The organism is Streptomyces sp. NBC_01363 (assembly GCF_026340595.1).
Lineage (GTDB): Bacteria > Actinomycetota > Actinomycetes > Streptomycetales > Streptomycetaceae > Streptomyces.
Genome location: NZ_JAPEPF010000002.1, coordinates 915,497 through 940,609, shown reverse-complemented (window position 1 = coordinate 940,609; position 25,113 = coordinate 915,497). Strand labels below are relative to the sequence as shown.

The following is a 25,113-nucleotide window of genomic DNA, read 5'->3' as shown; positions in this document are numbered from 1 at the left end:
AGGAACCGGCCACCTGGCCGCCTTCGGCCGCTGCCTCCGCGCGTTGCGGTGCGGGCCCTCTGCAAGGAACGGCTCCGGTCCCGGCCCGCCGTAAGGGACCTTCTCGTCTCGGCGTCGCTTGAATTCTGACCCTCTGACGGCGGATCAAAAGTGACCCACTTGGTGATCTTCGCCTGAACCTGATCTTGATGGAAGGTCAGGAGGGAGAGGGTGATCCTCGTGGAGGACTGGGCAGAGATCCGTAGGCTGCACCGGGCTGAGCAGATGCCGATCCGGGCAATCGCGCGGCATCTGGGCATCTCGAAGAACACGGTCAAGCGTGCCCTGGCCACGGACCGGCCGCCGAAGTACGAGCGCCCGTCTCAGGGGTCGGTCGTGGACGCGGTCGAGGTCCAGATCCGTGAGCTTTTGCGGGAGACTCCGACGATGCCGGCCACCGTGATTGCCGAGCGGATCGGGTGGGAACGCGGGATGACGGTCCTCAAGGACCGGGTGCGGGACCTGCGGCCTGCCTATGTGCCAGTCGATCCGGTCTCGCGCACGACGTATCGGCCCGGCGAGCTGGCCCAGTGCGACCTGTGGTTTCCCGAGGCGGACATCCCGCTCGGCTACGGCCAGAGCGGACGGCCGCCGGTGCTGGTGATGGTGTCCGGCTACTCCCGGGTGATCGTCGCGCGGATGCTGCCCTCGCGCACGACCGGCGATCTGATCGATGGGCACTGGCGGCTGCTCTCGGCCTGGGGCGCGGTGCCCAAGACGCTCGTCTGGGACAACGAATCCGGGGTCGGTCGCGGGAAGCTCACCGCCGAGTTCGCCGCGTTCGCGGGCCTGCTCGCCACGAAGATCCATCTGTGCCGGCCCCGTGATCCAGAAGCGAAAGGGCTGGTCGAGCGGGCAAACGGCTATCTGGAGACGAGTTTCCTTCCCGGCCGCACCTTCAGTGGCCCCGGCGACTTCAACACCCAGCTGACCGCCTGGCTGGCCATCGCCAACCGGCGTGTCCACCGCACTCTGCAGACCCGCCCTGTCGAGCGGTGGGAGGCCGACCGGGCCGGAATGCTCGCCCTGCCGCCCGTCGATCCGCCCGCCTGGTGGCGGCTGCAGACACGGATCGGCCGTGACCACTACGTCCGCGTCGACACGTGCGACTACTCCGTGCACCCCGCCGCGATCGGACGCACCGTCACCGTGCTGTGTGACAACGACGAGATCACCGTCCTCGCCCCCAGCGGCGAGATCGTCGCCCAGCACCCGCGCTGCTGGGCCCGTCACCAGACCATCACCGACCCCGACCACGCTGCCGCGGGCAAGGTGATGCGAGGTGAGAACTGGCGGCGATCTGCTCACCGTTGCGCTTCAGCACCAGGTTGCCGAGGTCGCCGAACGACCGCTGCACACGGCCGGCCCATGTCCTGCGTGGCCTGCGGACCCTCCTCCGAGGCGGGGCACCCGTTCCCGCCCGCGCCGCGCGCGCCTGTCCGGAGCGTGGGCCGGCATTCGTCCAGGGGTACGGGATGACAGAGACCTCGCCCGGGGCGCTCGTCCCGGACCGCGTCGGCTCTGCCGGGGTACCGCACTTCTTCACGGACGTCCGCGTCAGGAACGCGGCGGTCGAGGACACGGCACCGGGCGAGAAGGGCGAGGTCGGCCGAGCCGTGGTCGTCCTCTCTCCGGCACGCCTTACGACAACAGCATTGACATGTGATGGGCACCTCGGTTGCATGACCGTTCGGCACACCCCCTCCCAGTCACCTCGGAGCACCTCATGGCCAAGCCCGATCTGATCTTCACCCGTGGCCCCATCCACACCGGCGATCCCGCACGCACCCGGGCAAGCAGCCTGGCCGTCACGGGCGAGCGCATCACCGCCGTCGGCCATGACGAGGTGCGCGAACTGATCGGCCCGGACACCGAAGTCATCGACCTTCAGGGCAAGTTGCTACTCCCCGGATTCCAGGACTCCCACATCCACGCCGTGTTCGGCGGAATGGAGCTGGCCGAGTGCGATCTGACCGGCACCGTGGGTGTCGAGGACTATCTCACCCGCATACGCTCCTACGCCGACGCGCACCCGGACCGCCCGTGGATCACGGGCGGCGGCTGGTCCATGGAGAGCTTCGACGGCGGACTGCCCACCCGGCAGCTCCTCGACTCCGTAATCCCGGACCGCCCCGTTCTTCTCACCAACCGCGACCACCACGGCGCCTGGGCCAACACCCGGGCGCTCGAACTGGCCGGTCTCACGCGGGAATCCGCCGATCCTGTCGACGGCCGGATCGAGCGCGAGCCGGACGGCACCCCGACCGGAATGCTGCAGGAGGGCGCCACCGCCCTGGTCTCCCGGATCGTGCCGCCGAGCACGGCGGCGGAGCGCCTCGCCGGTCTGCTGCGGGCCCAGAAACTGCTGCATTCCCTCGGTATCACCGCCTGGCAGGACGCCCTTCTGGGCGTGTTCGGCGGCAAGCCCGACCCGTCCGACGCCTATCTGGCGGCCGCCCGTGAAGGCACGCTCACCGCCCGGGTGTCCGGGGCCCTGTGGTGGGACCGGGAGCGGGGGGCCGAGCAGATCCCTGAGCTGGTGTCCCAGCGGGAGCAGTTGAGCCACGGACGGTTCCGGGCCCGTGCGGTGAAGATCATGCAGGACGGCATCGCCGAGAACTTCACGGCGGCCATGACCACCCCCTACCTCGACGGGTGCGGCTGCGCCACCGCCAACTCGGGTCTGAGCTTCGTCGACCCCGTCGCCCTGCGCTCGTACGTCACCGAGCTCGACGCCCATGACTTCCAGGTCCACTTCCACGCCCTCGGCGACCGGGGGGTGCGCGAGGCCCTGGACGCGGTCGAGGCAGCCGTCGAGGCCCATGGGCGACGCGGCAACCGCCATCATCTCGCCCACCTCCAAGTGGTCCACCCCGACGATCTGGACCGCTTCGCACGGCTCGGCGCCATCGCCAACATCCAGCCGCTCTGGGCCGCGCACGAACCCCAGATGGACGAGCTGACAATCCCCTTCCTCGGCCCCGAACGCGCCTCCTGGCAGTACCCGTTCGGCTCCCTGCTGCGGGCCGGTGCCACCCTGGCCGCGGGCAGCGACTGGCCCGTCAGCAGCCCCGATCCGATCGCCGGAATCCATGTCGCGGTGAACCGGATGGAGCCCGAGGCCACCGACGGGCGGGTCTTCCTGCCGGAGCAGCGCCTGGACCTCGCCACCGCGGTCGCCGCCTACACCGCCGGCTCGGCGCATGTGAACGGGCTCGACGACACCGGCAGCCTGCTCCCCGGTCACCTGGCCGACCTGGTGGTGCTGGACCGGGACATCTTCACACTGCCCCCGGAGGAGATCGCCGAGGCCCAGGTCCTGCGCACCTACGTCGGCGGCGCACTGGTGCACTCCGTCTGAGGGGGCCTAGGGCGCCGCGAGGACTCCCGGACCAGCAGGCGCGTCGGTACGAGAACGCCCGAGGGCCGTTCGTCGCCGTTCTCCAGGGCGGCGACGAGGAGTTCGATCCCGGCCTCGGCGACCTCCCGGGGCTGAAGGCTCAGCGTCGAGACGGGAGGTTCGGTGTGCTCGGCCGTACCACTCTCGCTCACGCACACCACGAGAAGGTCTCCGGGTACGTCGTAGCCGTGGCGGCGCGCCGCCTCCAGGACGAGCGGCGGGCTCAGCTCCGCCACCACGAAGAGGGCGTCGGGCCGCTCGGCAGCGGTCAGCGCGCCGTCCACCGCCCGGACCACCGGGCCGTTGCCGGCATCGGCGGCGAAGGTCACCCGGGCCGTGCGGCCGTGTGCGGCACACCAGCCCCGGTAGGCGGCCAGAACCCCCCGGTGGAAGAGGGTGGTGCTGTCGGGCAGCACGAGCGCCGTCCTTCGCGCGCCCTGCGATCCCAGGTGGTCCAGGGTTCCGCGGACCGCCTCCTCGGCGTCCACGTCCACCCAGTGCGCTCCAGGTCTGCCGTCCACCGATCCGTCGCTGAAGACGGGAATACGGGCGGCGAGCAGATCGTCCACCACCCGGTCGTCGGCCACCGGATCGGCGACTATCACCGCTTCGAGCGGCAGGTCGGCCCACTCGCTGTGCAGCGATCCCGCGGGCAGCATCACCAGGGCATATCCGCGTTTGAGCGCCGCAGCCGCCGTGGCGCTGGTCAGCTGGGCGAAGTACGGCGACTCCAGGTACGTCCACGGGGCCCCCGCGAACTCCCCCACGACGTAACCGATCAGCCGGGCCCGCCCCGCACGCAGCTGCCGGGCGGTGGCGTTGGGTCGATATCCCATTCTGCGCGCGGTCTCCCTGGCTTTCTCCCGTACGGCCGGCGAGAGCCGTCCTGTGCCGTTGAGGGCCGCGGAGACGGTGGTCTTGGAGAGGCCCGCCTCGCGGGCGACATCGACGAGACGGACGCGCGGCGGGGCGGTCCGCCGAGTGAGTCCGCCGTGTTGGGGAGCTGAGGTCATGCGCTGATGCTGCCACCCCCACGACCTCGGCAAAACCGTTCCCGCAAAGTCTTGCGCGGGAACGTTCCCGCATCAATACTCGCTCCATCTCCCAGCGCCCGTCACTACACCCGTAAAGGGGTGGGTCTCCTTGCGCATGTCCAGAGCCACCGCGCTGCTTGCAAGCTCCGCCGTCGTCATGTCCGTCACCGCCGGCTGTTCCGGCGCGACCGGGTCCCGGCCCGGCGGCGGCGCCCCCGCCTACACCGTCACCCCGAACTCCCCGGCGGCGAAGGGCTCCCTCGACTCCCTCACCTGGTCGCTGTACGCCGAGCCGTACACGCTCGACTACGCCCTCGCCTACGACTACCCGCCGAACACCGTGCTCGCCAATGTGTGCGAGCAACTGCTGCGGGTCACCCCCGACATGAAGATCGAACCCGGGCTGGCCGTGAAGTACACGAACCCGGACCCGAAGACCTGGGTGTACACCCTTCGACCGGGCGTGAAGTTCCACGACGGATCGACCATGACGGCGGACGACGTGGTCGCCTCCCTCGGACGCCACATGGATCCGGCCACCGGCTCCCCGTGGGGCTCGACCTTCAAGAACGTCGCCTCCATCAAGAAGAGCGGCCCGCTGGAGGTGACGATCCGGCTCAACAAGCCCGACGTGCTCCTCAACGAACTCATGGCGGCCTCCCCCGGCACCGTCGAGAGCGCCGCCTTCCTGGCCAAGGCCGGTAAGGACTACGGCGGCCCCAAGAGCAAGGTCGACTGCACCGGCCCCTACGAGCTCGACAGCTGGGCCCAGGGCGACAGCATCACCCTGAAGAGGAACAACGCCTACTGGGACCGGTCACTGACCCCCAGGACCGGCACCGTGAAGTTCACCTTCATCGAGGACCCGTCCGCCCGCACCAACGCCTTCCTGTCCGGCACGGCCGACGGCGGCTACCTGGTGCCCTCCTCCTCCTTCAACCAGCTGCGCACCAGCTCGAAGGGCAAGATGCACTTCGGCCCCAACACAGGGGCCTCCGATCTCGCCGTGCTCAACCTCAAGGGCACGCTCGGCGACCTCAAGGTCCGCCAGGCACTCTCCATGGCCCTCGACCGCAAGAGCATCATCAAAGCTGCCGCCGGTGGCATCGGTGTTCCCTCGAAGGCGCCCGCCGCGCGCGGCGCGTGGGCGCTGGCGCCCGACAAGGCCGACGACTACTTCAAGGCACTGCCCGAGCCCGTGTACGACGTGGCCCGCGCGAAGAAGCTGATCGCCGAGGCCGGTGCCACGGGGCGCAAGGTCACCCTCGTCACCAGTTCGCTCGCCCCGGAGATCAGCGTCGTGGCCAACGCCGTCCAGGCGGCCGGCAAGCAGATCGGCCTCGACGTCGTGCTGAAGGCCGTCGCCCCGGAGGCGTACACCAGCATCTTCGTCGACCCCGGCGCCCGCAAGGGACTCGACCTGGTCATCACCAACGGGTACGACAACACGCCCGACCCGCTGGAGTTCTACCAGTACCTGCGCACGGGTGACTTCGGTAACTACGGCAACTGGTCGAACGCCGAGTTCGACGCCCTCTTCGACAAGGCGAACGCGGAGCCCGATGCGGCGCGCCGCGCTGACCTGACCGCCGAACTCCAGCGCATCGCCGTGCGCGAGCTCCCGATCATCCCGCTGTACGAAGCCCCTTACTCGGTCTTCCTCGGCAACCGGGTGACGGGTGCCCCGACCGGCATCGCCCAGCTGTACTACCCGTGGGCCGCGAAGATCGGGGCCGCGCAGTAATGACGCGCTATCTGATGAGCCGCCTCGGCGGCCTGGCGGTGGTGCTGCTCATCACCTCGTTCATCGTCTTCGGCACCGTGCATCTCGCGCCGGGCGACCCGGTGACCTTCCTGCTCCACGGCCGCCCCGCGACCCCGGACGCGGTGGCGGCGCTGCGCACGCAGTACCACCTGGACGACCCGCTGCCCGTCCAGTACGCGAAGTGGCTCGGCGGCGTTCTGCACGGCGACTTCGGCCGCTCCACCCAGTTCCACCAGGACGTCGGCTCCCTCATCGCCTCCCGTCTGCCGGGCACCGCGCTGCTCGTCGGTTACTCGGCACTGCTGGTCGGCGTCCTCGGCGTGACGGGCGGCATCCTGGCCGCCCTGCGCCCTGGCGCGGTGGACCGCGCGGTGCTCCTCGGCACCGGCGTCGCCACGGCCACTCCCTCATTCGTCAGCGCCATCGCGCTCGTCTCGCTCTTCTCGGTCCAACTGGGCTGGTTTCCCGGGCCCGGTGGCACTCCCGAGGGCTTCGGCGACCGCCTCTACCATCTGACGCTGCCCGCCTTCGCCCTGGCGGTGACGTTCGCCGGACTGCTGGCCCGGGTCACCCGGTCGGCGATGCTCGACGAACTCGGGCGCGAACACGTCGAGGTGGCGCGAGCCCGCGGTGTCGCGGGAGGCGCCGTGGTCCGCCGGCATGTGCTGCGCAACGCGCTGGGGCCCATCGTCACCGTCGGCGGCACCATGCTCGCCGGCCTGCTGATCAGCACCTCGATCGTCGAAACCGCCTTCAACGTGTCCGGTATCGGCTCCCTGCTGGTGCAGGCGGTGACGGCCAAGGACTTCGCCGTCGTTCAGGCGATCACCCTGCTCAGCGTGGCGGCGTTCGTCCTTGTCAACCTGATCGTCGACCTGCTCGTGCCGGTCATCGATCCCCGGCTGTCCCTCTACGGGGAGGCTTCCCGATGACGACCACCACCGTCTCCCCCGCATCTCCCTCCCCGGGCGAGCTGCGCCGCCGCCGGGGCCTGCGCGGACTTCAGGTTCTCGGCCAGGGCCCACTGTTCACGGCAGGTGTCGTCGTGCTCGCGGTGCTCGTCCTGATCGCCGTCCTCGCCCCCGTACTCGCACCGTACGACCCCGACGTGCTCGACCTGTCGGCGAGCCTGACGGGCACCAGCGCCGACCATCTCCTCGGCACCGACCAGTCGGGCCGGGACATCCTTTCGAGGCTCATCCACGGCGCGCGGACGGGCCTGCTCGGACCGCTCCTCGTGGTCGGCGTCTCGACCCTCCTGGGCACGGTCGTCGGCCTGGTCGCCGCCTGGCGCGGTGGCTGGGCCGATGCCCTGCTGTCCCGGTCGATGGACCTGGCCTTCGCGATCCCCGGACTGCTGCTGGCCATCCTTCTGGTGGCCGTCCTCGGCTCTGGCATGACCGCGCCCGTGATCGCCATGGCCGTGGCCTACACCCCGTACGTCGGACGCCTGGTCCGAGGTATCGCCCGCCAGGAGAAGGCTCGCGCCTACATCGAGTCGTACCGCGTGCAGGGCTGGTCGGGCTGGACGATCTGCCTGCGTCATCTGCTGCCGAACATCGCGCCGACCGTGTTCGCGCAGTCCGCGATGAACTTCGGCTACGTACTGATGGATCTCGCCGCGCTGTCCTTCCTCGGGTTCGGGGTGCAGCCGCCCACGGCCGACTGGGGAGCCATGATCAACGAGGGCCAGTCGGCGATCCAGCAGGGGGCGATGCTGCCGGCGCTCGCGCCGTCCGCGTGCATCGTCCTCGCCGTGGTCGCCTTCGGCATCGTCGGCGAAGGGCTCGCCGACCGAATCGCGAAGCGGGAGCGGTGAGTTCCATGACCGAGTACGAAACCCCGGCGCTGGAGATCGACGGGCTGGGCGTCCGTCTGCCCGGCGAGCAGGCGGCCCGGCCCATCCTCGACGGCGTCACGTTGCGGGTCGACGCCGGCGAGACCGTCGGCCTGGTCGGCGAATCCGGCTCGGGCAAGTCGGTCGCGTGCCGCAGCGTGCTCGGGCTGCTGCCGCCCCGGGCGCTGACGAGCGGTGCGGTGCGGGTCGCGGGCCGCGATGTCCTGGCCATGAACCGCACCGAACTGGCCGGGCTGCGCGCCAGAGAGGTCGCGATGATCTACCAGGACCCGCGCGCGTCCGTGAACCCGCTGCGCCGCGTGGGCGACTTCCTCACCGAGGGACTGCGCGGTGCGGGCACTCCCGCCGCCGCGGCCGAGAACCGGGCCGAGGAACTCCTCGACGCGGTGGGCATCCGCGATCCGCGGGGCGCGCTGCGCCGCTACCCGCACCAGTTCTCCGGCGGGATGCTCCAGCGTGTGGTCATCGCGGCCGCCCTCGCGGGCGAGCCCGCGCTGCTGGTCGCCGACGAGCCGACCACGGCCCTCGACGTCACCACCCAGGCGGAGATCATCGCCATCCTCACCCGCCTCCAGGCCGCACGCGGCACCGGAATGCTCTTCGTCACCCACGACCTCGAACTGGCCTCGGCGATCTGCGACCGCGTGTACGTCATGTATGCGGGCCGGATCGTCGAAACCAGCAGCACCGACGGACTGTTCGACCATCCACGCCACCCGTACACGGCGGGACTCCTCGCCTGCACGCCCCGTATCGAGGCCGGAGCCGCCGCCCCACGCCCGATCCCGGGCCGGCCCGTCTCCCTCGCCGAGGCCCCACCCGGGTGCGCCTTCGCAGCGCGCTGCGCCCACGCACAGCCGCGCTGCTCCGAGGGAACACCCGAACTTGCGCACCACGGCGACGGACTCGCCGCGTGCCACCGCGCCGACGAAGGGATCACACTGTGACCGGGGCAACCGAGGAACTCGTCGTTCAGAAGCTGTGCAAACGGTACGGAGAGCACACGGCGGTGCAGGATGTGTCCTTCGCCCTGCCGCCGGGCTCCTCCCTCGGCATCGTCGGCGAATCCGGCAGTGGCAAGACCACGACGGTGCGGATGCTCGTCGGCCTGGAGCGCCCTGACGACGGTACGATCCGCATCAACGGACGTGACCGGTCGGCACCCGCCCGGAGCAGAGCCGAGCGGCTCGCCCGCGCACGCGAGATCCAGATGGTCTTCCAGGATCCGTACCTGTCCCTCGATCCACGGGTGACCGTGGGCCGGTGCATCGAGGAGGTCCTGCGCCTCCACTTCCCGATGGACACAACGGCACGGCGGGAGCGCGTCACCGAGCTCCTCGACCAGGTCGGGCTCGGGGAACGGGAGGCAGCCGCCCTGCCCGGCAAGCTGTCCGGCGGTCAGCGCCAGCGCGTGGCGATCGCCCGCGCGCTGGCCGCCGAACCACGCGTCCTCGTCCTCGACGAGGCCGTGGCGGCCTTGGACGTGTCCATCCAGGCGCAGGTGCTCGAACTCCTGGGCACCATCCGGCGCGAGGTCGGCATCGGCTTCCTCTTCGTCACCCATGACCTCGCCGTCGTGCGGCACATCACCGACGAGGTCATGGTCCTCCGGGAGGGTCGAGTGGTGGAGGCGGGCCCTACGGCCGAGATCCTCGACGCACCTCACCACCCCTACACACGCCTGCTGCTCGGCTCCGTTCCCCGACGCGGCTGGGACCCGGCCGACGCCGCGGCCGCCCGCCGCTCCCTCGGCTGACCCGCCCGTTCCGGGCCCCGCACCCGGACCGACGGGCGGGCGTAGGGGCCGGCGCCGCACCGATGAGTATCCGGCGGGTGTCGAACCGAGGGTGCCCGGCCTCGGCTGCGCAACGGGTTACCCGGAAGGAGAAGCCCCGGCGGAGCGCCGTAACGGATCCTGTCCGGGGCCTCTGTCACACCTCATGCGCAAGCCGTTCGACCGCCCGGCGGGGGTCCTTGCCGGGATGACCGGGCATCAGCTTCCGAAACCGAGGCCGACCCGGTCGAGGGTCTTGAGCCAGAGGTTACGACGCCCGGAGTTCTCGTCCGCGCGGGCGAGGGACCACCTGGTGGCCTGGATTCCCGCCCATCGGACCGGTTCCGGCGGGAAGGGAAGGGGCTTGCGCCGCACCATCTCCAGTCGTGTCCGTTCGGTGCGCTCGCCGGCCAGGAGGTCGAGCATCACCTCGGCACCGAAGCGGGTCGCCCCCACGCCGAGGCCGGTGAATCCGGCCGCGAAGGCGACCCTGCCCCGGTGCGTGGTGTCGAAGAACGCGGAGAAACGGCTGCAGGTGTCGATTGCGCCGCCCCAGGCATGGGTGAAGCGCAGCCCCTCCAGCTGGGGAAAGGTCCGGAAGAAGTGTCGGGCCAGGGTGGCGAAGGTCTCCGGCCGCTGGTCGTGCTCGGCACGCACCCGGCCCCGGTAGTGGTACACGGTGTCGTAACCGCCCCACAGAATCCGGTTGTCGGTGGAGAGCCGCACGTAGTGGAACTGGTTGGCGACGTCGGAGAATCCCTGCCGGTTGCGCCAGCCGACGGCGGCGAGCTGATCGTCCGTCAGTGGCTCCGTCATCAGCGCGTAGTCGTACACGGGGACGGTGTAGAGGCGGTGCCGCTTGACCAGGGAGGGGAAGGCGTTGGTAGCGAGTGCGACCCGGTTCGCCAGGATGCGTCCGTATGGCGTCCGCACCGTGATCCCCGGGTCGGCCTCCTCGATGGCCGTTGCCCTGGTGCGCTCGTGGATGCGTACGCCGAGGTCCAGACAGGCCTGCTTGAGGCCCCATGCGAGACGTGCGGGATTGAGCATCGCCGTGCCCTCCTCGTCCCAGAGCGCACCCAGGAAGGTCGGCGAGGCGATCTCGGCCCGGACCTGGTCGGCGTCGAGCAGCGTCTGCTCGGAACCGTAGCGGGCGGCAAGCGTGGCCAGCTCGTGCAAGTCGTCGACCTGGTACGGCTCGGTCGCCACGTTGAGGGAGCCGGTGCGCTCCCAGTCGCAGTCGATGCCGTACCTCTTGATCGCGTCCTCGATGGCCTGGAGGTTCTGGATGCCGAGCCGTTCCAGCTCGGCGAGCTCGTCGGGCCAGCGATCGAGGCCGTTGCCCAGACCGTGGGTGAGGCTGGATTCACAGAAACCGCCGTTGCGCCCGGATGCGGCCCAGCCGATCTCCTCGCCTTCGATCAGGACGACGTCACGGGAGGGATCGCGCTCCTTGGCGATCAGAGCGGTCCACAGTCCGCTGTAGCCCCCACCCACCACGAGCAGATCGCAGCGGGTGTCGGCGACCAGGGCCGATGTGGCCTGCGGGCGGCCGGGGTCGTCCAGCCAGAACGGGGTGGGGGCGGCATCCCGGAGCGCGTGAACGGGATCCATGGCGGACTCCTCGGGTGGTGCGTAGTGCGGCTGGTTCTGCGGGTTCCGCCATCAGACTCCGGTCCGAAATTGATGTCAACGACGTTGACATAAGCCTCCCGTGGCTCGACCGGACCCGGGACCGCGACGCGATCAGGACCCGCTGCGATCCGTCCGATCCGCGTCCCGGCGGGGCGTGCGGCGAGAGTGCCCGGTCCGGCCCCGGCCGGCCTCTCCGGCCGCCCCGGGCAACTTCGCTTCGACGGAGTCGAGCAGCAGCTCCAGCGCGAACGGATAGCCGCTGAGCATCATCTCGGCGGCCAACAGGCGCACGGTGGCGGCGATGTGGGGGTAGTCGTTCGCATCCAGGCGGCCGTAGCGGTCCTGCCACACCTGCAGATCGGCTGCCTGAGCGGGTGCGGGAAGGGCGAGCGCCGCCGCGTCCAGGGCCGCGAAGGCGAGCGCCTGGTCCACGAAGGCGTGATAGATCCGCACCGCTTCCCGATCAGGGAAACCCGCCGACCGCAGCACGCCGAGGATCGTCTCCACGGCCCGCATCTCGTTGTTCCGCCCGGTCGTCCGGTGCGCCGCCAACATGGCGGCCTGTGGGTGCGCCTGGTAGGAGGCGTGGATGCGCAGACCCAGCTCGCACAGGTCGGTACGCCATTCGCCGGTGGGCTGCCAGCCCTGCCGGGCACGACCGATGAGCTCGTCGGCGATCGCCAGCAGCAGGTCGTCGGTGTTGTGGAAGTACCGGTAGAGCGCACTGGGGTCGGCGCCCAGTGCGGCTCCCAGCCGCCGGACCGTCAGAGCGTCCGCACCATGCTGGCCGACCAGCCGCAGGGCCGTCTCCACGATGATCTGCTCGGACAGCACCGTGCCCTGCTTCGTCGGCCTTCTGCGCCGCCGCTGCGGCTCCGGAACCACACGCTCATTCATGGCGCGGAGCTTATGACAACGCCATTGACGTGTGAAGAGGGCAACGGTTTCATGGCCTGCCATCCGGGTCCTCCGGCCATCTTCCCCCCGAAGCAAGGCGACGACCGTTGGCGGTACCAGTGAAGTACGCAAGCACCGCGCCGAGAAGAAGCGCCCCGGCCCCGCAGCCCGCGATGCGGAAGTCCATCGGCGTCGTCGACGGCATCGTCCTCGCCGCGTCGAGCACAGCGGCCACGAGCAGTATCGGCATCGGACTCGGTCTGATGGCGAGCATCGTCGGCCTGCATCTGCCGGCGATCATGCTGCTGGCCTTCCTGCCCGTGCTCGGCATAGCCGGCGGATACGGGCGGCTCAACCGGGTCGAACCCCACGCCGGCAGCAGTTACAAGTGGGTCGGCCGCATCCTCAGCCCCTGGCTGGGCTTCCTGGTCGGATGGGTCAATGTCATCGGCACCATCGTGTTCATGGCCTACACCACCACGGTCACGGGGTCGGCGATCATCCAGCTCCTGGTCCAGGCCGACCTCCACAGCGTCGGCGGCCTCTCCCTCGATCCCGACTCCACCCTCCAGTCCACACTTCTCGGCATGGCCGTCCTGGTCGCCGCCGCGCTGGTCGCCGTGCGCGGGCTCGACCTCGCAGCGCGTCTCCAGAAGTACCTGCTGATCTTCGAGTACGGCGTGCTGCTCGCGTTCTGCGGCTATGGCCTGTTCGCCGGGGACCAGCCCTTCTCGCTCCAGTGGTACAACCCCTTCGACATCCCCTCGGCCGCGGCCCTCGCCCAGGGCATGGTGCTCGCGGTCTTCTGCTACTGGGGCTTCGAGTCGGTCTTCAGCATCGGTGAAGAGGTCAGTGACCCGCGGGACGCCTCCCGCGGCGGATTCATCGCCCTGACCGTGATGCTCCTCCTCTTCCTGCTCGCCGGCACGGCCTTCCAACGCGTCCTGCCGCTGGACGAGTTGGCCGGCAACGGCGCGCAGGGACTCGCCTACTTCGGCACGAAGCTCGCCGAGCAGCCATTGGCCGCACTGCCGCTCATCGCCCTCATGTTCTCCGCGGTGGCATCGCTCCAGGCCTCGGTCATCCCCACCGCCCGAGGGATGTACGCGATGGGCCGCGACGGCGTCCTCGGCCCCGTCTGGACTCGCCTGCACCCCAAGCACGGGACCCCCGCCGCCGGCACCCTGCTGATCACCGTGATCGCCCTGGTCCTCGCCGCGACGGCGCTGGTCATCCCCACCGTCAACGACCTGATCTTCGCCGCCGTCAACGCGATCGGAATCGTCGTCGCCCTCTACTACGCCCTCACTGCGGCGGCGGCCGCGGTGAGCTTCCGCCACCTGCTGCGCACATCACCGCTGGAGGCCCTGCGCGCGGTCGTCGGACCGGTGCTGGGCGCGCTCGCGCTGCTCGCCACCGGTGGCTACCTCACGTGGACGTTCTATCGCTCCACCGATCACTTCGAAGTCTCCGCCGACAACGGCTGGTTCGCCCTGCTCGTACCGGTCCTGATGATCGGCTCCGGCCTGCTGGCCGCGGCGTGGGCCCGCTGGCACCACCGGTCGCCCTACTTCACCGATACCCGTGACGCCGCCGGCAGCGAACCGGTGAGCGCCGCCGTCTGACCGGCCAGGGCCAAGGCCGATCCGGTCCTCACCCGAGGCCTGTGCGCACCGAGGCCCGTGCGCACCGCGGCTCCACCCGCAGCCGGGCGAGGAGCCTCGCCGTCATCGAGGAGCGGACCTCGGCCGTCGGCCATGACGGGATACGGGAGCTGATCGGCCCGAAGTCGGAAGCGGCCGGGATCCGGCCCCGCGCACGCTCCCTCGCACTCACCCGACTCCTCCGATTCCACGCAAAGGACAACCTCATGACCGACCTCACCGACCTTGCCTATTTGCCGGCGACCGAGGCCCTGCACCGATTCCGCGACCGCTCGCTCTCACCGGTCGAGCTGATGACCGCGGTCATCGCGCGTGCCGAAGCCGTCGAGCCGAAGATCAACGCCCTTGCCGAGCGGACCTTCGAGGAGGCGCTCGCCGCCGCCCGCGTCGCCGAAGCGCGGTACGGCGGCAAGGGGGAGGCACCTCGCGCTCTGGAGGGTCTCGCGGTCGCCACGAAGGAGGAGCAGCCCATCGCGGGCCGCCGCAGCACGGACGGCTCCCTGGCGTTCCGGGAGGAGATCGCCGAGCAGACGCACCCGGTGATCGAGCGGGTCCAGGCTGCCGGCGGCATCGTGCACGCACGGACCACAACCCCGGAGTTCAGCTGTGCGGGATACACACAGTCCCGGCTGTGGGGCGTCACCCGCAACCCGTGGAACCTGGAGTTCTCTCCGGGCGGCTCCTCCGGCGGCGCAGGCGCGGCGCTCGCGGCGGGCGCGGCGACGCTCGCCACCGGCTCCGATATCGGCGGCTCGATCCGCATCCCCGCTTCGTACACGGGCACGGTCGGCTACAAGCCGCCGTACGGGCGCGTGCCGGCGATGACGCCGTTCAACCTCGACACGTACTGCCACGACGGTCCGATGGCGCGCACCGTCGGCGACTGCGCCCTGCTGGAGAACGTCATCGCGGGGCCCCACCCGTTGGACGCGGTCTCACTGCGGCCCGCACTCGTGCTGCCCGAGCGGTTCGAGGGCGTCGAAGGCCTGCGGGTGGCACTCTCCGTCACCCTCGGGGACTGGCCGGTCGATCCCGAGGTCGAGGCCAACACCCGCGCGGTCGCGAAGGCACTGCACGAGGCCGGAGCCGTCGTCGAGGAGGTGGAGGTCCCCATCATGCGGGCGGACGTGACGCGGGCGGCGATGATCCACTTCGGCTCGATCTTCGGCCCGTACGTGGCATCGGTTGCTGCCGAGCACAGCGACCAACTCACCGCGTACGCGCTCGACTTCGCCCAGCGGGCTGCCGAGGCCGCCCGCGAGCCCGGCAGCTTCCTGCAGGGCCTTGAGATCGAGGCCGCGGTGCAGACGACGCTCGGCTCCCTGCTGGACCGCTACGACGTCCTGCTGTGCCCGACGACCGCGATCCCGGCGCTCAGGGCGGACGACGACTACCTGTCGACCAAGGTGGTGATCAACGGCGTCGAACTGGACTTCTACCTGGAATCGGCGATGACCACAGCCTTCAACATAGCCAGCCGCTGCCCGGTGCTGAGCGTGCCGTCCGGTTTCGCCTCGACCGGAGTGCCGACGGGGGTGCAGCTCGTCGGACGCACCTACGACGACGCCACGGTGTTCCGTGCCGCGGCAGCGATCGAATCCATCCGCCCCTGGAACAGCGTCCCAGTCCTCTGACTGGCGTCATGCCGCCGGAACCACGGACGCGGCCCCTGGGCGTGTTCCAGAAGTCCCGTCACACAGTCCGAAACACGGTCGCGCAGCAGGTCGAGGAGCCGCCTGGCCCCTCCGCGACAGCCAGGGCCTCGATTGGAGTGTGACCCGACGGCCCTCCGGTCCAGGCACCGCGCCTGTTCGGGGGCCGTCGGCCGTTACGGGCGGCGCTGGTGGCCGACGTCGCGGGCGAGGTCCAGGCCGAGGACGCGGTCGAGGTGGGCGAAGGTCTCGAACTTGGCGCCCGGCGGCACATCGGGTCGTTCCGCCACATCGGCCAGCAGTGCCAGGACGGCGGCGACATCGAGATTCTCGGTGAGAGCCGTGTGCGACTGCCGCAGCAGGTCGGTGGGGATCGGTCTGGACGGCTGCTGCGCCCAGTCGGCGACCGAACGGCGCCAGTCGCGCAGGGTCCGCCGGGCCTCGGCGAGCGCGGGACCGGTGACCGTGACCGGAGTTGCGTAGGGGCGGCCGAGCAGCAGCAGGCGTACCGCCAGTGGATCGGCGGTCTCCGGTTCCGTTGTGTCCGGGAGACCCGGGTCGAGGAGGTGGCCCGGGTCGGGGAGGTGGCCCGGGTCGGGGAGGTGGCCCGGATCGGGGAGGTGGCCCGGGTCGGGGACGCCCTCCGCCGTTGGAGCCGTGCCGACCTGCGCCACCTCGATCCGGGCCCCGTCCGTGAGGTCGTCCGGGTCGGTGCCACTTGCGACCACGTGTACGTCGGCGGGGCCGCCCAGTGCCCCGTCGGGACGGCGCGCTCCGACGACGACGGGGGGATGGATGCCGAGCACCGCCATGACCCGGTCCAGTGCCCGGGACCGGTCGGGCGTCAGCTCCGGAGTGGTGAGGACCGTGACGACCTGGAGGCCGTTCAGCTCCGCGGTGCGTGCCAGTACGTCACCGATCAGCGGGACGCGCAGGTGCACCGGGCCGATCCCGGTCCCGGTGTCCGCCCCCTCGCCGATGGCCGGCAGATGGACGCAGCTCCGCAGCAGGCGGCGTGGTGCGGCGGGGATCTCCACGAGGTGACCGGTGCGGGTGTCGGCGATACGCAGCATGATGCGGAGGCTAGTCGCGGAGGCCTCCCGTGCACGAGAGCCCGTGCGCACCATTTGCGCTTTATGCCACAGATGCCCCGCTGGGAGTAGCCTGGGTTGTGGGTTGGTGCACGCTCACGTGCGCCGCCTGAAAGGGCGACCCCGGCGCGTATTGCCGGGGTCGTTGTCATGTCGGCCGCCGGCGCAGGGCACCCCGGCTACGCGGGGGTGATGCCGGCGGCGTCGAGTATCTGCACTGCGGAGGTGCGGTTGTCGTCCTGCACGGCCATGGTCATCGCGGTGTGTGCGGCCTCCGCGGAGGTCTGCGGCGGGATGACCAGGAACGCGAAGTGGTCGTGGTGACCACGGGTGATGATCATCGTGCTGTCGTCGACGTCGGACCAGTCGATACGGACCTTGTGGTCACCGACGACGAGATGGGCCGGGACCTCGTCCCAGGCACTCGCGTCCAGGCCGACACGTGCGATGGGTCCGAGACTGGCCGTCAGCGCGTCGATCAGGTCGGGCAACTGGCTTCTGATGTCGCGCGAACGAGGCCACCAGGCACCGTCGAAGAACCCGGCACGGCTGGAGGTCGTCTCCAGCCGCAGTACGGCACTGCCCGGGACCACCGGCTGGTCGACGGTGTCCTGGAGAAGCAGGAGAGGTGCCGGGGTACGTGAATCGGCAGTCATGGGTTGCCACCCGTCCGCCCGAGACACGGGGTCGTTTCCAGGCGGACGGGCCGTCGGGGCGCCGGCGTCCGGGGCGCTGTGCCCTGGCCGCCCTCGGAGTCCCAGGCCAGTTCCCGGGTCGAGTCCCAGTCGGCCTCGGCCGCGATCCGGAAGAACTCCGCCTCACGCATCAGGCCGCTCGCGGTGAGAACCCGGAGGGGATCAGCGGCTGCGGTCATCAGCCGGGCGGCTGTGGCCGGGCCGGTCTCCGGCGGGATCACCAGCAGGTCCCAGCGACCGGTCGTGTAGGAGAGCAGCAGGAGCTTGTGCGGGTCCTGCTCGGCCTTGAACCAGCCGACGTGGACCAGATGCCCGGTGACCTGCACCTTGCGCGGGACGACCGGCCAGAACGTGGGGTTGACGGTGACCCGGGTGATCCTGCCCCAGAGCGGATCGAGTACGGCCATCAGCGGCGGCAGTTCCGCCGTCAGGTCGCGGGAACGGGGCCACCAGGCACCGTCGACAAGGGCCGGAGAGGTGCCGGCCGGCGCCAGCATGAGTCGGAGCGGCAACGAAGAAAGGGTCCGGTCTTCGACCGCCTGCGGATACTCGATGATCGCGGTCATGACGCGAACCCTGCTCCGGGCCGGTCATGACCGGCCCGGTGTTGTGAATCGCCGAGAGCGGCACCGGCCTGAAAGCGGGTGCGCGAATTGTCCTCGGTAACTCCAGGGTACTCCTGACCTGGGGCTTCCGGTCCGTGATGCCGGTCAGTGCTCCTCGGTCAACTGCTCGTCCAGTTCGTCGAAGAGCAGCTCGCCGTGGTCGATCTGGCCGGTCCGGTAGGCGGTTCGGGCCACCAGGTGGGCGGCGACGGGGCCGGTCATCAGCTGGAAGAAGCCGATCAGCGCGAGGGTGGCGAGATCCATGCCGCTGCGCAGCCGCAGGGCGACCCCGGCGAGGACCAGGAGCATGCCGAGGGTCTGCGGTTTGGTGGCGGCATGGCTGCGGGAGAGCACATCGGGCAGCCGCAGCATCCCGATCACACCGAGCAGGCAGATGCCCGCGCCGATGAGGACCAGGACCGCGCCCGCCATGTCGAGGATCCGGAGCCAGGTGTTCACCGCGATTCCCCCTCGGAGCTGTCGGGGCCGTCCCCGTTCGCGCCGTGTCGGGGCGGCCGGTCTCGTACGGCGATGAAGCGGGCGATGCCGACCGACCCGGTGAACCCGAGGAAGGCCAGCACCAGCATGATCGGGAAGTAGAACGAGTCGCGCGCGAAGGCGGACTTGGCGCCGAGACCCGCGATGATGAGGGCGGCGCACACGTCCAGCGAGATGGCCCGGTCCAGCATGGAGGGGCCTCGCCGGATCCGGGCCAGGAGCCCCGCTCCGGCGACGACGATCACCACGACGGCCGCGGTGAGCAGCGCCCGGTCGACGGTCTCCGGCACGCTCATGCATCGCCCTCCCTGTCGGGTGGTGTGGTCGAGGGTGGTGGTCCGGCGACGCGGGCGATCTCGTCCGGGGTGCCGAAGGCCCGTACGGTCAGCCGTTCGAGGCGCCAGACGGAGCGGCGTGCCGCGTCGAGTACGGCGGGCCTGTCCGCGTCGAGGACGTGCAGGAAGACGGTGGCCGTGGCGCGGCGTACCTCGACGACCGATCCGCCTGGCACGTTGGACACGGCGACGGCGGTGGCCGCGAGCATCAGGTCGGAACGGCAGCGCAGCGGTACCGCGATGACGGCGGCCCGGTGCGGGTGGTCGACGAAGATCTGCCGGGTGACGCGTACGCCCGAGGTGTACATGTCGTAGAGCAGGTACCCGGCGAGCATCAGGATTCCCCAGGGGTGCAGGCGGAGCCCGAGGTCGACGCGGGGCAGCGGGAAGGCCAGGCAGACGGCCACCGCGACGACCGCGCCGGTGAGCACATTGGCCAGGTTCGGGCTGGACCAGAGCAGCACCCAGATGAGGGTGAGCCAGGCGATCAGCGGGAGGTCGAGCACGCGTCGTCGCCGCCCGCCGAACTCGCAGCTGAAGGGCGGCAGGTCCTTGTTCCGGAAGGACAGCGTGATCAGGCGTTTCACCGGCCGAGCACCGCCTGGACGTAGGGGGCCCGCGCGATGAGTTCGGCGGCGGCGCGGTCGGTGTAGGAGGTCAGTGGTCCCGCGAACACGGTGAAGGCGAGGCCGAGCGCGACGGCCGCGGCGGTGGCCGCGGTCATCGGCCGCGGCAGTTTCGTGGTGGTGGTGACGGCGTGTCCGTGCAGGGTGGCCGCGACCGCGCGCCCGGCGGGCTGATGGCGGGGGCGGACCGGTTCGTCGCCGGTTCCGGGGATGCGGTCGGGGCCCTCGTCGGCGTCGTCGGCGTCCTCGTCCTCGTCGGAGTCGGACTCCAGGACGGTGCCGTCGGCGGCCTGTCCGGGCGGTGCGGCCCGCCAGAACGCCAGGTTCCAGACCTTGGCCACCACGTACAGGGTGAGGAGGCTGGCCACCGCCGACCCGGTGACGAGGACCCACGCCCAGACGCTGCCGTCGGCGACCCCGGCCCGCATCAGCCCGAGCTTGCCGATGAAGCCGGACAGCGGCGGGATGCCGGCCAGGTTCATGGCGGGGACGAAGAAGAGGACGGCGAGCAGCGGGGCGGCCTTGGCGAGGCCGCCGATCCGGGTGAGTTCGGTGGTGCCGCCCCGGCGTTCGATCAGCCCCGCCACCAGGAAGAGCGTGGTCTGGACGGTGATGTGGTGGGCGACGTAGACGATCGCGCCGCCGTACGCGTCCCGGGTGGCGAGGCCGATGCCGAAGACCATGTAGCCGATGTGGCTGATGAGGGTGAAGGAGATCAACCGTTTCAGGTCGGTCTGGGCCACGGCTCCGAGGATGCCGACGACCATCGAGGCGAGTGCGGCGGCCATCAACGGATCGCCGAGCCGGTTGCCGGGGAACAGGAGTGTCTCCGTACGCAGCATGCAGTAGACGCCGACCTTCGTGAGCAGGCCGGCGAAGACGGCGGTGACCGGGGCGGGCGCGGTCGGGTAGGAGTCGGGGAGCCAGGCGGCGAGCGGGAAGACGGCGGCCTTGATGGCGAAGACGGTGAGCAGCATCGCCTGGATCAAGGTCTGGACGCCGAGCGGGAGTTCGGCGAGGCGGCCGGCCAGCTGGGCGAAGTTCGCGGTGCCGGTCGCCGCGTACGTCATGGCGATGGCGGTGAGGAACAGCATCGACGAGAACAGCGAGATGATCACGTAGGTGGAGCCCGCGCGGACGCGGGGTCCGGTGCCGCCGAGGGTGAGCAGCACGAAGCTGGCGACCAGCATGATCTCGAAGCCGACGTAGAGGTTGACCAGGTCGCCCGCGAGGAAGGTGCAGGAGACCCCGGCGACCAGGATCAGATAGGCGGGGTGGAAGACCGCCACGGGTGTCTCCTCGTCCCGGTCGGCCATGCCCTGGCCGAGGGAGTAGACCAGCACGCAGAGCGTGACGGCCGAGGAGACGGTCAGCATCAGTCCGGACAGCCGGTCGGCGACCAGGGTGATACCGAGCGGCGGGGCGAAGTCGCCGAGGTGGACGGTGAGCGGGCCTCGGGTGTCGGCGACGATCATCAGGGTGAGGGAGAGCCCCAGTACGGCGGTGAGCACGGCGACGCTGATGAGGCGCTGGACCTGTTTGAGGCGGGTGCCGAAGGCGAGGCTCAGGCCGGTGGCGCAGAGCGGCAGCAGCACCGGCAGGGGGACGAGTGCGTTCATCCGGTGGCTCCCGGGTCGGCGTCGGGGTGGGCCTGCTGTGATGCGTAGTCCTCGGGGTCCGCGCCCAGTACGTCGTGCCAGAGGTCCCCGGTGGCGTCCCGGCCGCGGGCCTGCAGGGCGCGGTCGGCACGCAGCCGGGCCCGCAGACGGCGGCGCTCCTCGCGGTAGCGGGCGCGTTCCTCGTCCGTGACCTCGGAGGCGGCCCGGTAGCGCTCGCGCAGTTCGTCCCGCTCCCCCAGCACCTCGGAGCGCAGCGCGATGCGACGGTCCTCCAGGTCGTCGTGGACCTCGTCCGTGCCGGTCAGCTGGTGGCTGCGGTAGGCCATGGCGAGGAGGAACGCCGTGGTGGCGAGGGTGATGACGATCGCGGTGAGCGCGATCGCCTGCGGCAGCGGGTCGGTGACCCGTCCCAGCGGGACGCCGTAGAGGAGCGGTTCCGCCCCTGCCCGTCCGCCGGCGGCGAGGACGAGCAGGTTGATGCCGTTGCCCGCGATCACCGCGCCGAGCAGGATGCGGGTGAGCGGCCGGGTGAGCATGAGGATGCCGCCGACCGCGCACAGCACCGCGGCGGTGGCCAGGAGGGAGACGCTGACGGTCATCCGGGGGTGCCTTCCGTGCCGGGTGCCGCGCGCGGTGGTGTGGCGGTGCTAGCAGCCGCCCTCTCGGCTGCCGCGCGCTCGATCTGACGGTCGATCTTGGCGCCGAGCGCGCGCACGATGTCCAGCACCACGCCCAGGACCAGCAGATAGACCCCGAAGTCGAAGAGGATGGGCGTACCGATGTGGTATTCGCCGATCAGGGGCAGCCGGCCGTGGTGGGTCCAGGCGTGCAGGACCGTTCCGTCGGCGAGGCCGAGCAGGGCGACGCCGGTGGAGACGAACAGCCCGAGGCCGGTGAAGAGGCCGGGCTGCAGAGGGGCGGCCTCGGCCAGTTCGAACCGGCCGCCGGCCAGGTACCGGGTGATCAGGGCGAGTCCGGCGACGAGCCCGGCGACGAAGCCGCCGCCCGGCATGTTCTCGGCGCAGAACAGCAGATACAGCGAGAGCACCAGGACCGGGTGGAACAGCAGCCGGGCCACGACCTCGAAGACGACGGAGCGGTGCTCGGGCGCCAGCGTCGCGCCGGCCGCGAGCCAGCCGCGCTCCGGCGCCCCTTCGCCGCCCTGTGGAAGTCCCGTCATCCCGGGGGCCGTCAACGACCAGGCGGTACGTCCGCCCGCCTCTTCGCGCAGCGACGATCCCTCGGTCCGGCGGTGCAGATAGATCAGGCTGGTGACGCCGACCGCCGCGGCGGCGAGCACCGCGGACTCCCCCATCGTGTCCCAGGCCCGCAGGTCGACGAGGATGGTGGCCACGACGTCCTTCAGCCCGTGGTGGGAGACCTCCGCCACCATGGCCGCGCCCGCCGAATCCGCCGTACGGGCCGCCGCCGCGACCCACACCACCACACCGAGCGTCGCCGCCGCGGCCAGCGCCACCGGGATGCGCACGGCACGTCGCCAGCTGCTGACCGACTCCTGGAAGTGCACCGGCATCCGCCGCAGCACCAGCACGAACACGATCATCGACACGGTCTCGACGCAGAACTGGGTGAGCGCCAGGTCCGGTCCACCCTGGACGACGAAGAGCAGCGCCGCGCCGTATCCGGTCAGCCCGGCCAGGACCACGGCCTTCATCCGGCGTCGCACGGTGAGGCACAGGAGTGCGGCGGCGCAGGTCAGCACGGCGATGGCGCCCTGCAGGGGGGCGTCCCAGATCCTCGGGGCGGCGGCTGCGCGCCAGGGCCGGTCCACGCCGAGGACGGTGAGCTGACCGGCCAGCATCACGAGCAGGGTGGTGGCGAGGTAGACGGAGAGCGAGCCGCGCTGGACGAAGCCGGTGAGCTGGAGGGAGAGCCGTTCCAGGCCGAGCAGCAGATGCCCGAAGACGCTGTCGGCGGTCGGCCAGGCGATCCGCCGGGAGAGCCGGGTCACGCCGGCGCGGCCCATGAAGAGCACCACACCGCCCGCGATGGCGACGGCCGAGAGCAGCAGGGCCGTCCCGAAGCCGTGCCAGAGCGCGAGGTGGTAGGGATGGGCGGACGGGGGAAACGCGTCCGCGTACGCGCTGAACAGCCGGTCGGTCCATCCGACGCCCGGCCCCAGCACCAGCCCGCAGAGCGCGAGCAGGGCGGGCGGTGCGAGGAACGACCAGCCGACCCGGTGCACCGGGGTGTCCTCGACCCCGGGCTTGCGGACGAAGGCGCCCCAGACGAACCGCACGGTGTACGCGACGGTCAGCGCCGAGCCCGCGACCGTGACGCCCAGCGCCCAGCGGTCGGCGGCCGATCCGTGCAGCAGCGCCTCGAAGGCGGCCTCCTTGGCGGCGAAGCCGAGCAGTGGGGGCAGGGCCGCCATGGAGGCGGCGGCGAGCACCGCGACCGCGCAGACGTGCGGCAGTGCCCGGCCGACGCCGGAGAGCCTGCGCAGATCGCGGGTGCCCGCCGCGTGGTCGACGATGCCGGTGACGAGGAACAGCGGGGCCTTGAACAGCGCGTGGCCCAGGATCATGACGGCGGCGGCCAGCGCGGTGTCCCGGCTGCCGGCCCCGGCGAGCAGGGTGAGGAAGCCGAGCTGGCTGACGGTGCCGTAGGCGAGGACCAGCTTGAGGTCGTTCAGGCGCAGCGCCCGCCAGCCGCCGAGCAGCATGGTCGCGGCGCCGAGGACGATCACGACGGGCCGCCAGACGGGCACGTCCGCGAAGCCGGGCGCGAGCCGCGCGACCAGGTAGACACCGGCCTTCACCATCGCGGCGGCGTGCAGATAGGCGCTGACCGGGGTGGGCGCGGCCATGGCGTTCGGCAGCCAGAGGCTGAACGGCCAGATCGCCGACTTCGACAGGGCCCCGCACAGGATCAGCACCACGGCGACCGAGACGGCGAGGCTCGCCCCGGGCGGGTCGGCGAGGATGGCGGAGATCCGGTAGGTGCCCGCCGACTGACCGATGATCAGGAAGCCGACGAACATCGCGAGGCCGCCGAGAGTGGTCACGGTGAGCGCCTGGAGCGCGGAGCGGCGGCTGTGCTTCTGTTCGCTGTCGTACCCGATCAGCAGGTACGAGAAGACGGTGGTCAGTTCCCAGAACACATAGAGCGAGATCAGGTCGTCGGCGAGGACCAGGGCAAGCATGGCACCCGCGAACGCGAGGAGGTTCCCGGCGAAGCCGGCCAGTTGCGGGGTCTCGTCGGTGAAGTACGAGGAGCAGTACAGCAGGACGAGCGTGCCGATTCCGGCCGCGAGCAGCACCATCAGTTCGGCGAGCGCGTCGAGCCGCAGATCGACGGTGACGCCGTACGCCGGCATCCACTGCCACGACCAGGTGACCGAGCCGCCGGACGCCGCGGTGTCCCACTGTGTGGCGGCCCACACGGTGGCGGCGGCCGGCGGCAGCGCGAGCACGACGAAGGCGCGCCTGCCCAGCGCTCGTACCAGCGGGCGCGCGCAGGCGGCCAGGACGAAGTGGCAGACGATGAGCGCGGTCATACGGCCCCGGGGGGCGTCCCGCGCCCGCCCCGGTCGGGAATCCGGGGCCTGGGCGATACATCATGAACAAAGGGCACTGAATACAGATATATCCCCGACCGTGCTTCACCCGTACGGCGCGCCGCGCCCCGCTCGGCACGGTGGGTTCACCTGCGCTCGCCGCAGGGCGCGGGGGCGGTTCGGTGCCCACCGGTGACCTTCCTCGGTCGGTTCGTGGCTCCTTACGGACGCCTCAAGCGTCCCGCGCGATCACCCGGCCCGCTACTCGAACCGGCCCGAACCGGTTCAAACCGGTCACCTCCGGGACTCGGTGGCAGAGATGTAGTTGATCAGCGATGCGCTTGTGAGCCCACTTTCTTGCCATTCTTGCAATGCAACTAATATCAATGTGTCAAAGTTCTCAACT

21 protein-coding genes and 1 pseudogene are annotated in these 25,113 nt (G+C 70.8%); 10 read left to right on the top strand and 12 right to left on the bottom strand.

The annotated features are described in order from the left end of the window. Positions 1 to 210: 210 nt before the first annotated feature. The 3 genes and pseudogenes from istA to OG611_RS32075 form a co-directional block, all read left to right on the top strand. A pseudogene (gene istA / locus OG611_RS32085) lies at positions 211 to 1,320 on the top strand (IS21 family transposase); the annotation flags it as partial. A gap of 29 nt (positions 1,321 to 1,349) precedes the next feature. After that, positions 1,350 to 1,784: an AMP-binding protein gene (locus tag OG611_RS40760; protein WP_323180286.1), complete on the top strand. Its 435-nt coding sequence runs from the start codon at positions 1,350 to 1,352 to the stop codon at positions 1,782 to 1,784. After that, the gene (locus OG611_RS32075) at positions 1,766 to 3,400 is read left to right on the top strand and encodes an amidohydrolase (RefSeq protein WP_266428200.1); all 1,635 of its coding nucleotides are present in this window, start codon (positions 1,766 to 1,768) and stop codon (positions 3,398 to 3,400) included. The genes OG611_RS40760 and OG611_RS32075 overlap by 19 nt, the downstream gene beginning before the upstream one ends. On the opposite strand, the gene OG611_RS32070 is transcribed toward OG611_RS32075, so the two are convergent. Further along, a complete protein-coding gene (locus tag OG611_RS32070) occupies positions 3,367 to 4,452 on the bottom strand; it encodes a LacI family DNA-binding transcriptional regulator (RefSeq protein ID WP_266428198.1) in 1,086 nt (361 codons plus the stop codon). The two genes, OG611_RS32075 and OG611_RS32070, sit on opposite strands and share 34 nt — an antisense overlap. Positions 4,453 to 4,588: 136 nt before the next feature. Here OG611_RS32070 and OG611_RS32065 point away from each other — a divergent pair, with 136 nt between their 5' ends. From OG611_RS32065 to OG611_RS32045, 5 genes are read left to right on the top strand one after another with little or no spacing between them, the layout of a single operon-like run. After that, positions 4,589 to 6,217 carry an ABC transporter substrate-binding protein gene (locus OG611_RS32065; protein WP_266431351.1) on the top strand — a complete coding sequence of 543 codons (1,629 nt, stop codon included), beginning with the start codon at positions 4,589 to 4,591 and terminating at the stop codon, positions 6,215 to 6,217. After that, the gene (locus OG611_RS32060) at positions 6,217 to 7,170 is read left to right on the top strand and encodes an ABC transporter permease (protein WP_266428195.1); all 954 of its coding nucleotides are present in this window, start codon (positions 6,217 to 6,219) and stop codon (positions 7,168 to 7,170) included. The genes OG611_RS32065 and OG611_RS32060 overlap by 1 nt, the downstream gene beginning before the upstream one ends. Beyond that, positions 7,167 to 8,057: an ABC transporter permease gene (locus OG611_RS32055; protein WP_266428193.1), complete on the top strand. Its 891-nt coding sequence runs from the start codon at positions 7,167 to 7,169 to the stop codon at positions 8,055 to 8,057. Before OG611_RS32060 ends, OG611_RS32055 begins: the two co-directional genes overlap by 4 nt. A gap of 5 nt (positions 8,058 to 8,062) precedes the next feature. Further along, positions 8,063 to 9,043: an ABC transporter ATP-binding protein gene (locus tag OG611_RS32050; RefSeq protein WP_266428190.1), complete on the top strand. Its 981-nt coding sequence runs from the start codon at positions 8,063 to 8,065 to the stop codon at positions 9,041 to 9,043. A 32-nt stretch (positions 9,044 to 9,075) separates the two neighbouring features. After that, positions 9,076 to 9,852 carry an ABC transporter ATP-binding protein gene (locus tag OG611_RS32045; RefSeq protein WP_266431349.1) on the top strand — a complete coding sequence of 259 codons (777 nt, stop codon included), beginning with the start codon at positions 9,076 to 9,078 and terminating at the stop codon, positions 9,850 to 9,852. 237 nt (positions 9,853 to 10,089) lie between these two features. Here the strand turns inward: OG611_RS32045 and OG611_RS32040 are convergent, their stop codons facing one another. Continuing rightward, positions 10,090 to 11,484 (bottom strand): FAD-binding oxidoreductase, encoded by a 1,395-nt coding sequence (locus OG611_RS32040; protein ID WP_266428188.1) that lies wholly within the window; start codon positions 11,482 to 11,484, stop codon positions 10,090 to 10,092. A 132-nt stretch (positions 11,485 to 11,616) separates the two neighbouring features. Then, positions 11,617 to 12,402, bottom strand: coding sequence for a TetR/AcrR family transcriptional regulator (locus OG611_RS32035; RefSeq protein WP_266428185.1), 786 nt, complete (start codon positions 12,400 to 12,402; stop codon positions 11,617 to 11,619). Positions 12,403 to 12,575: 173 nt separating this feature from the next. Between OG611_RS32035 and OG611_RS32030 the strand changes: the two genes are divergently transcribed. Beyond that, the gene (locus tag OG611_RS32030; protein WP_266431348.1) at positions 12,576 to 14,027 is read left to right on the top strand and encodes an APC family permease; all 1,452 of its coding nucleotides are present in this window, start codon (positions 12,576 to 12,578) and stop codon (positions 14,025 to 14,027) included. 41 nt (positions 14,028 to 14,068) lie between these two features. Then, positions 14,069 to 15,700 (top strand): amidase, encoded by a 1,632-nt coding sequence (locus OG611_RS32025; RefSeq protein ID WP_266428182.1) that lies wholly within the window; start codon positions 14,069 to 14,071, stop codon positions 15,698 to 15,700. A 194-nt stretch (positions 15,701 to 15,894) separates the two neighbouring features. Here the strand turns inward: OG611_RS32025 and OG611_RS32020 are convergent, their stop codons facing one another. From OG611_RS32020 to OG611_RS31980, 9 genes are all read right to left on the bottom strand, one after another. Beyond that, entirely contained in the window at positions 15,895 to 16,791 is an 897-nt protein-coding gene (locus OG611_RS32020) for a hypothetical protein (RefSeq protein WP_266428180.1), read from the bottom strand. Positions 16,792 to 16,988: 197 nt separating this feature from the next. Beyond that, positions 16,989 to 17,465, bottom strand: coding sequence for a DUF5994 family protein (locus OG611_RS32015; RefSeq protein ID WP_266428177.1), 477 nt, complete (start codon positions 17,463 to 17,465; stop codon positions 16,989 to 16,991). After that, positions 17,462 to 18,070 carry a DUF5994 family protein gene (locus OG611_RS32010; RefSeq protein ID WP_266428175.1) on the bottom strand — a complete coding sequence of 203 codons (609 nt, stop codon included), beginning with the start codon at positions 18,068 to 18,070 and terminating at the stop codon, positions 17,462 to 17,464. Before OG611_RS32010 ends, OG611_RS32015 begins: the two co-directional genes overlap by 4 nt. A 144-nt stretch (positions 18,071 to 18,214) precedes the next feature. Next, positions 18,215 to 18,568 carry a monovalent cation/H(+) antiporter subunit G gene (gene mnhG, locus OG611_RS32005; protein ID WP_266428172.1) on the bottom strand — a complete coding sequence of 118 codons (354 nt, stop codon included), beginning with the start codon at positions 18,566 to 18,568 and terminating at the stop codon, positions 18,215 to 18,217. Then, the gene (locus tag OG611_RS32000) at positions 18,565 to 18,903 is read right to left on the bottom strand and encodes a monovalent cation/H+ antiporter complex subunit F (RefSeq protein WP_266428169.1); all 339 of its coding nucleotides are present in this window, start codon (positions 18,901 to 18,903) and stop codon (positions 18,565 to 18,567) included. Before OG611_RS32000 ends, mnhG begins: the two co-directional genes overlap by 4 nt. Further along, a complete protein-coding gene (locus OG611_RS31995) occupies positions 18,900 to 19,529 on the bottom strand; it encodes a Na+/H+ antiporter subunit E (RefSeq protein ID WP_266428166.1) in 630 nt (209 codons plus the stop codon). The genes OG611_RS32000 and OG611_RS31995 overlap by 4 nt, the downstream gene beginning before the upstream one ends. Continuing rightward, the gene (locus tag OG611_RS31990) at positions 19,526 to 21,187 is read right to left on the bottom strand and encodes a Na+/H+ antiporter subunit D (protein ID WP_266428164.1); all 1,662 of its coding nucleotides are present in this window, start codon (positions 21,185 to 21,187) and stop codon (positions 19,526 to 19,528) included. The genes OG611_RS31995 and OG611_RS31990 overlap by 4 nt, the downstream gene beginning before the upstream one ends. Further along, on the bottom strand, positions 21,184 to 21,786 hold the full coding sequence (locus OG611_RS31985) for a Na(+)/H(+) antiporter subunit C (protein WP_266428161.1): 603 nt from the start codon (positions 21,784 to 21,786) through the stop codon (positions 21,184 to 21,186). Before OG611_RS31985 ends, OG611_RS31990 begins: the two co-directional genes overlap by 4 nt. Then, positions 21,783 to 24,707, bottom strand: a complete 2,925-nt coding sequence (locus tag OG611_RS31980; RefSeq protein WP_266428158.1) for a Na+/H+ antiporter subunit A — start codon at positions 24,705 to 24,707, stop codon at positions 21,783 to 21,785. Before OG611_RS31980 ends, OG611_RS31985 begins: the two co-directional genes overlap by 4 nt. Positions 24,708 to 25,113: the final 406 nt, after the last annotated feature.